Source organism: Actinacidiphila glaucinigra (assembly GCF_035918135.1).
Classification (GTDB): domain Bacteria; phylum Actinomycetota; class Actinomycetes; order Streptomycetales; family Streptomycetaceae; genus Actinacidiphila; species Actinacidiphila glaucinigra.
In genome coordinates this window covers 7,194,264-7,207,265 of the sequence record NZ_CP109144.1, presented here as the reverse complement: position 1 = coordinate 7,207,265, position 13,002 = coordinate 7,194,264, and the positions used below count along the sequence as shown (strand labels likewise).

General features: G+C 72.5%; 13 protein-coding genes. 5 read left to right on the top strand and 8 right to left on the bottom strand.

Annotated features, from left to right (window positions below; translation table 11 throughout):
- The first annotated feature begins 229 nt into the window (after positions 1-229).
- Positions 230-2,461 (top strand): catalase/peroxidase HPI, encoded by a 2,232-nt coding sequence (gene katG, locus OIE69_RS32490; protein WP_326577822.1) that lies wholly within the window; start codon positions 230-232, stop codon positions 2,459-2,461.
- Positions 2,462-2,534: 73 nt separating this feature from the next.
- Here katG and OIE69_RS32485 read toward each other — a convergent pair whose 3' ends face one another.
- The 5 genes from OIE69_RS32485 to OIE69_RS32465 all read right to left on the bottom strand — a co-directional run bounded on the left by OIE69_RS32485 (position 2,535) and on the right by OIE69_RS32465 (position 7,167).
- On the bottom strand, positions 2,535-3,815 hold the full coding sequence (locus tag OIE69_RS32485) for a DUF6986 family protein (RefSeq protein ID WP_326577821.1): 1,281 nt from the start codon (positions 3,813-3,815) through the stop codon (positions 2,535-2,537).
- A 142-nt stretch (positions 3,816-3,957) separates the two neighbouring features.
- Positions 3,958-4,920: an electron transfer flavoprotein subunit alpha/FixB family protein gene (locus tag OIE69_RS32480; RefSeq protein ID WP_326577820.1), complete on the bottom strand. Its 963-nt coding sequence runs from the start codon at positions 4,918-4,920 to the stop codon at positions 3,958-3,960.
- 39 nt (positions 4,921-4,959) lie between these two features.
- Positions 4,960-5,745, bottom strand: a complete 786-nt coding sequence (locus OIE69_RS32475) for an electron transfer flavoprotein subunit beta/FixA family protein (RefSeq protein WP_326571671.1) — start codon at positions 5,743-5,745, stop codon at positions 4,960-4,962.
- A gap of 203 nt (positions 5,746-5,948) precedes the next feature.
- On the bottom strand, positions 5,949-6,539 hold the full coding sequence (locus tag OIE69_RS32470; RefSeq protein WP_326577819.1) for a flavin reductase family protein: 591 nt from the start codon (positions 6,537-6,539) through the stop codon (positions 5,949-5,951).
- A gap of 214 nt (positions 6,540-6,753) precedes the next feature.
- Positions 6,754-7,167 carry a TlpA family protein disulfide reductase gene (locus tag OIE69_RS32465; protein ID WP_326577818.1) on the bottom strand — a complete coding sequence of 138 codons (414 nt, stop codon included), beginning with the start codon at positions 7,165-7,167 and terminating at the stop codon, positions 6,754-6,756.
- Between the two features lie 86 nt (positions 7,168-7,253).
- Between OIE69_RS32465 and OIE69_RS32460 the strand changes: the two genes are divergently transcribed.
- Together OIE69_RS32460 and OIE69_RS32455 are read left to right on the top strand one after the other, a co-directional pair.
- Complete coding sequence (locus OIE69_RS32460) at positions 7,254-7,670, top strand: DUF4395 domain-containing protein (RefSeq protein WP_326577817.1); 417 nt, start codon at positions 7,254-7,256, stop codon at positions 7,668-7,670.
- 140 nt (positions 7,671-7,810) lie between these two features.
- A complete protein-coding gene (locus tag OIE69_RS32455; protein ID WP_089227825.1) occupies positions 7,811-8,551 on the top strand; it encodes a lysophospholipid acyltransferase family protein in 741 nt (246 codons plus the stop codon).
- 58 nt (positions 8,552-8,609) lie between these two features.
- On the opposite strand, the gene OIE69_RS32450 is transcribed toward OIE69_RS32455, so the two are convergent.
- Positions 8,610-9,227, bottom strand: a complete 618-nt coding sequence (locus tag OIE69_RS32450) for a transglutaminase-like domain-containing protein (protein WP_326577816.1) — start codon at positions 9,225-9,227, stop codon at positions 8,610-8,612.
- Positions 9,228-9,312: 85 nt separating this feature from the next.
- Between OIE69_RS32450 and OIE69_RS32445 the strand changes: the two genes are divergently transcribed.
- Positions 9,313-10,329: a DUF3048 domain-containing protein gene (locus tag OIE69_RS32445; RefSeq protein WP_455424420.1), complete on the top strand. Its 1,017-nt coding sequence runs from the start codon at positions 9,313-9,315 to the stop codon at positions 10,327-10,329.
- A gap of 2 nt (positions 10,330-10,331) precedes the next feature.
- On the opposite strand, the gene OIE69_RS32440 is transcribed toward OIE69_RS32445, so the two are convergent.
- Both OIE69_RS32440 and OIE69_RS32435 read right to left on the bottom strand, forming a co-directional pair.
- The gene (locus OIE69_RS32440; RefSeq protein ID WP_326577815.1) at positions 10,332-10,724 is read right to left on the bottom strand and encodes an STAS domain-containing protein; all 393 of its coding nucleotides are present in this window, start codon (positions 10,722-10,724) and stop codon (positions 10,332-10,334) included.
- 131 nt (positions 10,725-10,855) lie between these two features.
- A complete protein-coding gene (locus tag OIE69_RS32435; protein WP_326577814.1) occupies positions 10,856-11,980 on the bottom strand; it encodes a M24 family metallopeptidase in 1,125 nt (374 codons plus the stop codon).
- Positions 11,981-12,051: 71 nt separating this feature from the next.
- On the opposite strand from OIE69_RS32435, the gene OIE69_RS32430 reads away from it, so the two are divergent.
- Positions 12,052-12,672 (top strand): uridine kinase family protein, encoded by a 621-nt coding sequence (locus tag OIE69_RS32430; RefSeq protein WP_326577813.1) that lies wholly within the window; start codon positions 12,052-12,054, stop codon positions 12,670-12,672.
- Positions 12,673-13,002 lie beyond the last annotated feature (330 nt).

Below are 13,002 nucleotides of genomic sequence, written 5' to 3'. Positions count from 1 at the left end.
CAGTACGGCAGAAGAGAGAGACGTGACGGGACCACCGCCGAGCAGCCGCGCGGTGCCGCCTGGGGATTTCGGGCGCCCGCGTCGCACTGCCGCAGCCGGCCCCGCGCCCGCTCTCCCTGTCATGCCGCCGGTGAGGCCCCCGTGCGCTCACCGCGGCGGCCCCCGCCCGAAAGCGTCCGACGGCCCGCAGTCCTGAGCACCGTGATCCGCCAGGTCCGGAAGGATTTCCATGTCTGAGAACCACGAAGCAATCGTCACAGACCCCAAGACGGAGGGTGTGAACGGTTGCCCCGTCGCGCACGGGCGCGCCCCGCACCCGACCCAGGGCGGCGGAAACCGGCAGTGGTGGCCGGAACGGCTGAACCTGAAGATCCTCGCCAAGAACCCGGCGGTGGCGAACCCGCTCGGTGAGGACTTCGACTACGCCGAGGCGTTCAAGGCCCTCGACCTCGCGGCCGTGAAGCAGGACGTCCTCGAAGTCCTGACGACCTCTCAGGACTGGTGGCCGGCGGACTTCGGCCACTACGGCCCGTTCATGATCCGCATGGCGTGGCACAGCGCGGGCACCTACCGCATCAGCGACGGCCGCGGCGGCGCCGGCGCCGGCCAGCAGCGCTTCGCCCCGCTCAACAGCTGGCCGGACAACGGCAACCTCGACAAGGCCCGCCGCCTGCTGTGGCCGGTGAAGAAGAAGTACGGCCAGAGCATCTCGTGGGCCGACCTCATGATCCTCACCGGCAACGTCGCGCTGGAGTCGATGGGCTTCGAGACCTTCGGCTTCGCCGGCGGCCGCGAGGACGTCTGGGAGCCGGAGGAGGACGTCTACTGGGGCCCCGAGTCCACTTGGCTCGGCGACCAGCGCTACACCGGCGACCGCCAGTTGGAGAGCCCGCTCGGCGCCGTCCAGATGGGCCTGATCTACGTCAACCCGGAGGGCCCCAACGGCAACCCGGACCCGATCGCCGCCGCGCGCGACATCCGTGAGACCTTCCGCCGGATGGCGATGAACGACGAGGAGACCGTCGCCCTCATCGCCGGCGGCCACACCTTCGGCAAGACGCACGGTGCCGGCCCGGCCGACAACGTCGGCGCCGACCCCGAGGCCGCCTCGATGGAGGAGCAGGGCCTCGGCTGGCGGAGCACCTACGGCACCGGCAAGGGCGCCGACGCGATCACCAGCGGTCTCGAGGTCACCTGGACCAGCACCCCGACCCGGTGGGGCATGGGCTTCTTCGAGAACCTCTTCCGCTACGAGTGGGAGCTGACGACCAGCCCCGCCGGCGCCAACCAGTGGGTGGCGAAGGACGGTGCCGGCGCGGGCACCATCCCCGACGCGCACGACGCCGCCAAGAGCCACGCCCCGACGATGCTGACCACGGACCTCTCCCTCCGGTTCGACCCGGTCTACGAGCAGATCTCGCGGCGCTTCCTGGAGAACCCGGACGAGTTCGCGGACGCCTTCGCCCGCGCGTGGTTCAAGCTGACCCACCGCGACATGGGCCCGCTCGTGCGCTACCTCGGTTCCGAGGTCCCGTCCGAGGTCCTGCTCTGGCAGGACCCGCTGCCCGCGCTGACGCACGAGGTCGTCGACGCCGCCGATGTCGCCGCCCTCAAGGAGCAGGTCCTCGCCTCGGGCCTGACCGTCTCGCAGCTGGTGTCCGCCGCGTGGGCGTCGGCCTCGTCCTTCCGCGGCAGCGACAAGCGCGGCGGCGCCAACGGCGCCCGTCTGCGCCTGGAGCCGCAGCGCGGCTGGGAGGTCAACGAGCCCGACGAGCTCGCCGTGGTGCTGCGCACCCTGGAGCGCATCCAGGAGTCCTTCAACGCGGGGCAGTCCGGCGACAGGCGGATCTCGCTGGCCGACCTGATCGTGCTGGCCGGTTCCGCCGCCGTCGAGAAGGCCGCCGCTGACGGCGGTCACCCGGTCGAGGTGCCCTTCACGCCGGGTCGTGTGGACGCCGCGCAGGACCAGACGGACGTGGAGTCCTTCGCCGCGCTCGAGCCGGCCGCCGACGGGTTCCGCAACTACCTGGGCAAGGGCAACCGCCTGCCGGCCGAGTTCCTGCTGCTCGACCGGGCGAACCTGCTCACCCTCAGCGCCCCCGAGTTGACGGTCCTCGTCGGCGGTCTGCGCGTCCTGGGCGCGAACCACGGGCAGTCGTCGCACGGCGTCTTCACCGCGACCCCCGGGTCGCTGAGCAACGACTTCTTCGTCAACCTGCTCGACCTGGGCACGTCCTGGAAGGCGACCTCCGAGGACCAGTCCACCTTCGAGGGCCGTGACAACGTCACGGGCGAGGTCAAGTGGACGGGCACCCGTGCCGACCTCGTCTTCGGCTCCAACTCCGAGCTGCGCGCGCTCGCGGAGGTCTACGCGAGCGACGACGCGAAGGCGAAGTTCGTGAACGACTTCGTCGCGGCGTGGGCGAAGGTCATGGACCTCGACCGGTTCGACCTCGTCTGATCGCCCGCATCACCGGGACGTCCGGGCCGGCCCTCGCGGGGGCCGGCCCGGACGTCTTCGCGCAGGGGGTGCTTCAGACGCCGGGGGCCCGGCCCGCGAGGGCGTCGAGGTCGGCGCGGGTCAGCCCGGTGGCGGCGGCGACCTCCGCGAAGTCCAGGGCGCCGCAGTCGAGTCCGCGCAGCAGGTAGCCGCTCAGAGCCCGTGCGGTGGCGGGTTCGTCCAGGACGTCGCCGCCGGCCTCGGCGACGTACGCCGCGAGGCGGGCCGCCGCCGCGTCGAGGCCCTCGCGGAAGAAGGCGTAGACCGCCGCGTACCGCGTGGGCAGTTGGGCGGGATGCATGTCCCAACCCTGGTAGTACGCGCGGGCCAGCGAGCGTCGGACCTGGCCGTAGTGCAGCCGCCACGCCTCGTGGACGCGGGGGCCCGGGCCGACGGGCAGCACATTGGTGGAGCCGTCGGAGAGCCGTACGCCTGTGCCGGCGGCGGCGACCTGCATGACGGCCTTGGCGTGGTCGGCGACCGGGTGGTCCATGGACTGGTACGCGGCGCTGACCCCGCAGGCGGCGCTGTAGTCGAAGGTCCCGTAGTGCAGGCCCGTGACGCGGCCTTCGGCGGCGTCGATCAGCCGGGCCACCGTGGCCGTCCCGTCGGGCCCCAGGATGGACTGGGTGGTCTCGATCTGGATCTCGAACCCGAGGCGCCCGGCCTGTAGTCCGCGTGCCTTCTCGAACTCCTCGGCGAGCCGGACGAACGCCGTCACCTGCTGGGGGAAGGTGACCTTGGGCAGGGTCAGCACCAGGCCGCCCGGCAGCCCGCCGGCCTCCATCAGGCCGGTGAGGAAGACGTCCAGGGTGCGGATGCCGCGGTCGCGCACGGCGGCCTCCATGCACTTCATGCGGATGCCGACGTACGGGGGCGCGGTGCCGTCCGCGACGGCGCCGGCCACGATCCGGGCGGCGCGCGCGGCCGCCGCGTCCTCCTCGGCGTCGGGCCGGGGACCGTATCCGTCCTCGAAGTCGATCCGCAGGTCCTCGACCGGTTCGCGCCGCAGCTTGGCGCGCACGCGGTCGTGGACGGGCGCAGCGAGTTCGGACGGCAGGCCCAGCACCCCGGCGAGCCGCTCCGCGTCGGGCGCGTGCTCGTCAAGGGCCGCGAGCGCCCGGTCGCCCCAGGTGCGCACGGTGTCGGCGGCGAGGGCGTCGGCGGGGACGTAGACGGTGTGCACGGGCTGCCGGGTGCCGGGATCCCCGGGGTAGCGGCGGGCGAGTTCGGCGTCGACGGCGGCGAGCGAGGCGCCGATGTCCTGCCGTACCGCGTCGCCGAGCGATGTGCGGACCGTCTCGTTCTGCGCCATCTGGCACCCTCCCGGTCTTCAACAAATCGTTGAAGTGAAGCTAACGCCCTCTTCTTCGCAGCGTCAACGACCCGTGGGAACGCCGGGAGCCCCGTGGTGCCGGTGGGGGGCGTCGCGGGGCTCCGGTGCACGGTGTGCCGGGTCAGCCCTTGCGGGCGGTGACCTCCTCGGTCAACTGCGGCACCACGGCGAACAGGTCACCGACCACGCCGTAGTCGACCAGCTCGAAGATCGGCGCCTCCGGGTCCTTGTTCACCGCCACGATCGTCTTCGACGTCTGCATCCCCGCCCGGTGCTGAATCGCACCCGAGATACCCGCCGCCACATACAACTGCGGCGACACCGACTTACCCGTCTGACCCACCTGATTGGTGTGCGGATACCACCCCGCGTCCACCGCCGCACGCGACGCACCCACCGCCGCACCCAGCGAATCCGCCAGCGCCTCGATCACCGCGAAACTCTCCGCACCACCCACACCCCGACCACCGGACACCACGATCGCAGCCTCCGTCAGATCCGGACGCCCCGTCGCCTCCCGCGCCGTACGCGACACCACCCTCGTGCCCGTGGCCAGCGCACCGAAGGCCACCTCCAGCGCCTCCACCGCACCCGCCGCCGCGACAGCCTCCACCGGCGCCGAATTCGGCTTCACCGTGATCACCGGCACACCCGTCGTCACCCGCGACTTCGTCGTGAACGACGCCGCGAACGCCGACTGCGTCGCCACCGGACCCTCCGGACCCGCCACCACATCCACCGCATCGGTGATGACGCCCGAACCCAGCCGCAACGCCAACCGCGCCGCGACCTCCTTGCCCTCACCCGACGACGGCACCAGCACCGCCACCGGGCTCACCACCCCGGCAGCCGCCTGGAGCGCGTCCACCTTCGGCACCACCAGATACTGCCCGAACTCCGCCGCCTCACTGACCAGCACCCGCACCGCGCCATGCTCGGCCAGCACACCCGCGGTCGCCTCCGCCCCCGCACCCAACGCCACCGCCACCGGCTCACCCAGCCGACGCGCGATCGTCAGCAACTCCAGCGTCGGCTTACGGACCGCACCATCCACGTGGTCCACGTAGACCAGGACTTCACCCATGGGAACTCAAACTCCTCGGAAAACAGACGGACAAGCGGATCAGATGAACTTCTGGCTCACGAGGAACTCCGCGAGCTGCTTGCCGCCCTCGCCCTCGTCCTTCACGATCACACCAGCCGTCCGCGCCGGACGCGCCACCGCCTCATCGACCACGGTCCACGCACCCGCCAGACCGACCCGGTCCTCCTCGATGCCCAGGTCGGACAGGTCCAGGGACTCCACCGGCTTCTTCTTCGCCGCCATGATCCCCTTGAACGACGGATACCGCGCCTCACCCGACTGATCCGTCACCGACACCACCGCCGGCAACGACGCCTCCAACAGCTCACTCGCGGTGTCACCATCACGACGGCCGCTCACCACACCGCCCTCGACCTTCACCTGCGACAACAACGTCACCTGCGGCACACCCAACCGCTCCGCCAACAGAGCCGGCACCACACCCGCCGTCCCATCGGTGGACGCCATCCCCGTCACCACCAGATCGAACCCCGCATGCTCGACCGCCTTCGCCAGCACCAACGACGTCCCCATCACATCACTGCCGTGCAACCCGTCGTCCTCGACATGCACCGCCCTGTCCGCACCCATCGACAACGCCTTGCGCAACGCGTCCTTCGCGTCCTCCGGACCCACCGTCACCACCGTCACCTCGGCATCACCCGACGCCTCCGCGATCTGCAGCGCCTGCTCCACCGCATACTCGTCCAGCTCCGACAGCAGACCATCCACAGCATCCCGATCCGTGGTCAGATCCCCCGCGAAATGACGATCCCCCGTGGCATCCGGCACGTACTTCACCGCGACAACGATCCTCAAGCTCACGCCTGTCTCCTACTGCTGCATGGGTACGTCAACTGGCCTTGTGAAGGCAGCATAGGCGCCTTCGACGGCGGCTCCCCGCCGGGACGCACGGCGCCCCCGGCAGAAATATTACTCGCCAGTACAGCCCTCGGTCCGCCCGTGGGCAAGGGCGGCGGGCTGTGACCTTGACGACCCCTAGCCCGGTCGAGGGACCGGGGCGGGGCTCAGTGGCGCAGCGCGTTGTACCGGCCGTGGTGGTAGAGCAGCGGGCGGGCCGCGTCGCCCCCGGAGGCGCCTGCCACGGCCTGGGCGACGACGATGCGATGGTCGCCGGCGGGTATGCGGGCCAGGACGCGGGCGACCAGCCAGGCCTGGACGTCCTCCAGGAGCGGTACTCCGTACGGGCCGGGTCCCCACGCGGTGGGCGGCGCGAAGCGGTCGGCGCCGCTGCGCGCGAAGGTGGCGGCCACCTCCTCCTGGTGCTCGCCGAGGATGTGGACGCCCACGTGGCCGGCGTCCGCGATGGTGCGCCAGGCGGAGCCGGTACTGCTGATCCCGAAGGAGAGCAGGGGCGGATCGGCGGAGACCGAGGTGAGGGACGTGGCGGTGAAGCCCGCGGGCCGGGCGCCGGCCGCGGTGATGACCGCGACCCCGGCGGCGTGCCGGCGGAAGACGGCGCGGAAGGCGGTCGAGTCGAAGGGGGCGGTCACCGCGGGCGGCGCGGGCAGCGGGACCTGCGCGGGTGCGGGGATCGAGGTGGGCACGACGCCCAAAGAGGTGGCGGCCGGCGTGCCGAGGTCGGGCGAGGCGGTCATGGAGTTGTCCTTCGTCGTGCTGTCGAGCCGGAGGGGTGCGGGGTCCCGGGCACTCAACGGTCGTGACAGCGGGCGCTCGCGTGCCGACCGAGGTCGACGTCGAAGCGGGAGTACAGAAGGAGGTCTCGCGACATGGCGTCAGGCTGACGATCGGAGCGGGGCCGCGTCAAGGGCGCCCCGGCAGGTGGGACGGGGGTCATACACCGGGCGCGGGTCACACCGCCGCGCCGAGCGCCGCAATAACGTCGGCCTTGCGCGGCTGGCCCGACGCGCGCCGCACGACGGTGCCGCGGGCGTCGAGCACGAGCACCGTCGGCGTCCTGACGATGCCCAGCCGGCGGACCAGGTCGAGGTGGGCCTCCGCGTCGATCTCCACGTGCCGCACCCCGTCGACCATGCCGGCCACCTCGCCGAGGGTGCGGCGGGTGGCCCGGCAGGGCGCGCAGAAGGTGGTGGAGAACTGGAGGAGCGTGGCCCGCTCGCCGAGTTCCGCGCCGATCTCACCCGCCGTCAGCTGCTGCGCCGCGTCCTTGTCCCGCACCCGTACCCTTCCGTCCCTGCGCTTGTGGAGCATGCCGAAGATCCCCGCCGCCGCGAGCACGGCGACGCACACCACCAGTCCCGTCATTTCCGGCCTCCCTGCGTTGCAGCGTTCACAGGACCGCCATGATTCCAGGGGGTCCGGACGGCGTCCGTTCCGGAATCATGGCCCCCATGAGCCCTCACGCCATTGATGCCCGTGGACCGCGCTTCGGCGCAAGCCTGACCAGTGTGGTGCTGGCCGTCGTCCTCGTCACCGGCAGCGCCTGGCTGCTGGCCGTCCAGGCACTGGTGTTCGCGGTGGGCGCCGCCGTGGGGGTGCAGAACTCACCGTACGGCCTGCTCTACCGGGTGGCGGTACGGCCCCGGCTGGGACCGCCGGTCGAGACCGAGGACCCGGCCCCGCCGCGCTTCGCGCAGGCGGTGGGTCTGGGGTTCGCGCTCGTCGGGCTCTCCGGCTACGCCGCGGGCCTCGCCTGGCTCGGCCTGGCGGCGACGGCCTGCGCCCTCGCGGCGGCCTTCCTCAACGCGGTGTTCGGCTACTGCCTCGGATGCGAGATGTACCTGCTGGTGCGTCGTACGACCGGGTGACGTGACGAGAATCTCGCCGTCCGACGGGCACGCGGGATGACACGGCACCCGTTTACGGTGCACGATCAGCCCGCGGCCGGAAACCTACGGCCGCGTAACTTCCGCCGGGGGCCACCCCCTACGAAGAAGGGGGCCCAGCCATGGCCGAACTCGTCTACCCACCCGTCATCGGCTTCGCCCGCACCATGTTCAAGGTGCAGGGGTTGCGTTTCGACATCTCCGGCACCGAGCACGTGCCGCGCAAGGGCGGCGCGTTGCTGGTGAGCAACCACATCGGCTACCTGGACTTCGTGTTCGCCGGGCTGACGGCGCTCCCGGCGAAGCGGCTGGTGCGTTTCATGGCGAAGGAGTCGGTGTTCCGGCACAAGGTGTCGGGTCCGCTGATGCGGGCCATGAAGCACATCCCGGTGGACCGCTCCGAGGGCATGCACGCGTACAAGCACGCGCTGACGGCGCTGCGCTCGGGCGAGATCATCGGCGTGTTCCCCGAGGCGACCATCTCGCAGTCCTTCACCCTCAAGTCCTTCAAGTCCGGTGCGGCGCGCCTGGCGATGGAGGCCGGCGTGCCGCTGCTGCCGGTCGCCCTGTGGGGCACCCAGCGGCTGTGGACCAAGGACCAGCCGCGCCAGCTGGGCCGCAACGGCTTCCCCATCTCCATCCGGGTGGGCGAGCAGATGACGCCGCACCAGGATGAGAAGCCGGGCGCGCTGACCCGTCGGCTGCGGCTGCGCGTCCAGGAGCTGCTGGAGGACGCGCAGCGCGTGTACACCGGCCGCCCGTCGGGCCCGAACGACCACTGGTGGCTGCCCGCGCACCTGGGCGGCACCGCCCCCACGGCGGAGGACGTCGCCGCCCGGGAGCGTGCGGCGACGGCGGAGTGACGGCACGCGGGGGCCGGGACGCGCACCCCGGGGTCGACGGCCGGTGCGGTGGGCGAGGTCAACGTTCCTCCCGCTCCGGCAGGTCGGTGGGCAGCAGCCGCCACAGGTGCGCCCGGTCGGCGGCCTGCCGCAGGGCGGTGAGGACGACGGCCGGCGGCGCGGCGTAGAGACCGGGGTAGTCGCGTTCGCCGAGTGCGGGGCGGGGCACCCAGGCCAGCCGTTCCTCCCGCAGGGAGAAGCGGGCGTCGACACCGGGCTTGTTGCCGCGCGGGTCCTGCCGGGCCCAGCGGTCGTGACCGGGCGGCTTGATGGCGACAAGTCCGTGGACGACGGGATCCGTGCCGTCGTCGTCGGTGAGCCGCTGGTAGCACAGCCCCGCGGGGATGCCCTCGGCACGCAGCAGTGCGGTCAGGGCGTGGGCCTTGGCGTGGCAGATGCCGGTGCGTAGTTCCAGGACGTCGGAGGCACGCCAGGTGACACGCGGGTCGCCGGAGTCGGCGGCGTGCGGGATGGTGTCGCGGACGAACGTGTACGCCGCCTCGGCATAGGCATACGGATCGGGGGCCTCCGCCCGCAGCCGCGCGGCGGTCGCCCGGACCAGCGGGTGCTCGTGGTCGATCACTTCGTCCGCCGCGAGGAAGGCGGTCGCGTCCGCCGTCTGGGGTATCGGCTCCATGTGGCGGATACTAGGAAGACGCGCAGCGATTCGGCAATTGACTTTTCCGTTGGCAGCATAACCATGCAGCACGGGGGTGGCCGTCGTGGCCCGAGCACCCGGACGTCCCGCGAGAGCGGCGATGCTGGTCGTGCTGGCGGTGTTCGCGGTGTTCCTGGTCAGCCGGGGCTGCGGCGGCCCCGAGCGGACACCCGGCGGGCCCTCCTCCACCTCGACGGGGTCGGTGCCCGGTACCAGCGCGGCCGCACGGTCGCCCTTCACCGGGCTGCCCGGGCGCACCGGCGGCCCCGTCCTCGCGGTGAAGATCGACAACGTGGGGGCCGCCCGGCCGCACACCGGGCTGGGCCGGGCCGACCTGGTCTACGTGGAGCAGGTGGAGTCCGGTCTGACCCGTCTGCTCGCCGTCTTCTCCTCCCAACTGCCCGACCGGGTCGGCCCGGTGCGCAGCGCCCGCGAGTCGGACCTGGAACTGCTGCGCCAGTTCGGCAGCCCGGCCCTCGCCTTCTCCGGGGCGCAGTCCAGGCTGCTGCCGGTGGTCGCGGCGGCGCCGGTGTACGACGTCTCCCCCGCCCACGCGCCCGGCGCCTACGTACGCGACGGGTCGCGCCCTGCCCCGCACAACCTGTACGCCGCACCGGATCGGCTCCTTGCCGCGGCTCCGGACGCCGCCGCCGCCCGCGACATAGGCTTCCGCTTCGGCGACGCACCGCCCGGCGGCACCCCCGAGCGCGACCGCACCGTGCGCTACCCGAACGGCTCGGTGGGCCTGCACTGGTCGGCCGAAGGCGACCGCTGGCTGGTGTCGTTCGACGGCGACCCGGCCACCACGACCGACGGCGGCAGGCTCGGCGCGCCGACGGTGGTCGTCCAGTACGTCACGGTCCGCCCCTCCGGCTTCCACGACCGCTGGGGGAACACCTCCCCGTACAGCGAGACCGTGGGCACCGGCCGGGCGGTGGTGCTGCGCGACGGCAAGGCGTACGACGCCACCTGGTCACGGCCCGACGCGGCAGCGGGCACGCGGTTCAGCACGCCCGGCGGGCAGCCGGTGAACTTCGACCGCGGCCAGGTCTGGATCGTCCTGGCTCCGCTGCCCCGCTGAGCTCACGCTATGGCGCCGTCCGCCGCGGGGGGATCGGGGGCACCCGCCCCGCCCAGCGCGGAGGCCAGGTCGTCGTGGACGGTGAAGACCCGGATCGTCCGGGTCAGCCGCAACATCCGCAGCACGCAGGGGCTGTCTGCGACGACGCCGAACCGGCCGCCGCGGTCGAGGGTCCGCTTGCGCGCCCGGATCAGCACCGACAGACCGCTGCAGTCGATGAAGGTCACACCGCGCAGGTCCACCACGACGTCGGGCCGCGCTCCGGCGGTGACCGCGTCCAGGCGCGCGGCCGCCGGCACGCCGGCGCACAGGTCGAGCTCCCCCGTCAGTTCCACCACGGTCGTGCCGCCGACCGTCCACTGCCGCATCCCGAAGTCATGCTCGTCGTCGAACACGCCCGGCCCCCCGACTGCCGCTTCCTGCTGGGCCCCTGACGCGGGGTGTGCGCCGCGCGCGGCGAACGCGCCGCGCACACCGTCGCGTGTACGGAATACCCCCCTGCCGTACCGGGAGTCAACACATGGGACTAAACAGACAGGACGACCAGGTCCCGCGAGGTCTGGTTGAGCCGTTCTCCGCCCTCGGGCGTGCAGACGGCGATGTCCTCGATCCGGGCGCCGAAGCGGTCCGGGAGGTAGATCCCGGGTTCCACGGAGAAGGCCATGCCCGGCTCCAGCGGCAGGGAGCTTCCCGCGACGATGTACGGCTCCTCGTGCGTCTCCAGCCCGATGCCGTGCCCGGTGCGGTGGATGAAGTGCTCGCCGTAGCCGGCCGCGGCGATGATGTCCCGCCCGACCGCGTCGAGTTCCTCGGCGGTGATCCCGGGGCGGACGGCGTCGGTCTGGGCGTGCTGGGCGCGCCGCAGCACCTCGTACATCTCGCGGAACTCGGCGGGCGGTTCACCGACCGCGTAGGTGCGGGTGGAGTCGGAGCAGTAGCCGTCCTGCGTGGTGCCGCCGATGTCGACGACGACCGGGTCGCCGGCCCGGATCACCCGGTCGGAGACCTCGTGGTGCGGGCTGGCCCCGTTCGGGCCCGAGGCGACGATGACGAAGTCGACGGTGGTGTGCCCCGCCTCGATGACGGCGTCGGCGACGTCGCGGGCGACCTCGCGCTCGGTGCGCCCGGCCCTGAGCCACTCCCCCATGCGGCGGTGCACCCGGTCGATGGCGCCCGCGGCCCGTCGCAGCGCCTCGGTCTCCGCGGCCGACTTGCGCATCCGCAGTTCGCGCAGCACGTCGCCGGCCAGGCTCTGCTCGGTGCCGGGGAGGGCCGCACGGAAGGCGAGCACCTTCTCGGCCCACATGTGGTTGTCGACGGCCACCCGTGCCGTCCCCCGCGGCAGCCGGCCGGCGACCAGGGCGTACGGGTCCTCGGTCTCGCCCCAGCCGACGACGTCGACGCCGAGCGCGCCGAGCGGGGAGGCCTCGGCGCCGGGCTTCTCCAGGTGGGGCACGACGAGGAAGGGGTCGCCGAGCACCGGAAGCGCCAGGCACACCAGGCGCTCGGTGAGATGGGCGTGGTAGCCGGTGAGGTAGCGCAGGTCGGGGCCCGGCGAGACGAGCAGCGCGTCGAGTCCCGCGTCGGCGGCGGCCTTGCGGGCGAGTTCGAGTCGCTCCGGGGGGTACAGGGATGCTGCGGAGTCGGTCACGACTCTTACCGTAGACGCCCCTGGCACCCTCCGCAGTCGCTTGCGCAGGCGCAGGTCGTAGGCTGGCCCCGATGGACCACCACGCCACTCCCGGGGCGCTTCGGGCGCTCGCCGCCCGGCTGCGCGCCCTTCCGCCGTCCTGCGGGCCCGTGCGGCTCGTCGCCGTGGACGGCCACGCCGGATCCGGCAAGACGACCTTCGCCGCCGCGCTGGCGTCCGCGCTCGACGGCGCTCCCGTCGTCCACCTCGACGATCTGGCCACGCACGAGGAGCTTTTCGAGTGGACCGGGCGGCTGCGCGAACAGGTGCTGGAGCCGTTGCGCCGCGGTGACACGGCCCGGCCCGCGAAGTACGACTGGGTGGCGCGGCGGTTCGCGACGACCCTGGAGGTGCCGCCGGCCCCCGTGGTCCTGCTGGAGGGCGTGGGGGTCGGCCGCCGCGAACTGCGCCCCTGGCTGGCCGGCCTGCTCTGGCTGGAGGTGACACGGGAGACGGCACGCGAGCGCGGCGAGCACCGGGACGGCCCCGCGCTGGCCGGTTTCTGGGCCGGCTGGATGCGGGCGCAGGACGCGCACTTCGCCGCCGACCCCTCCCGGCCGTTCGCGGATCTGCTGGTCCACCAGCGTCCGGACGGCTACGAACTACGCGAACAGCCCGCCGGCACCCTGCCCACCGACACCCTCCGTCACTGACCGTGACCGCTCGCAGCCGGTGCGCTGCGGCCGCCCGGAGACCGCCGGAGCGGTGCCTCAAGGCCGCTTGACCCAGGGGCCGTACAGGACTTACGTTCTGAATGCGCGGTCATCGTCGACCGCGCCTCAGACGCGAAGCCCCCGGTTGTTCCCCCGTGACCGGGGGCTTCGTTCTGCCCTCTGCGGGTGATCCGGCCCCGTACGGCAGCCAGTTGCTCACCCAACGTCACCGTCCGCGTCGCTCTACGGCCCACGGGGCCCGCGCGGGTACCATGCCAACGGGTGCGCCGCCTTAGGAAGGTGGCGTCCACCTGGCACCAACTGCGGCTT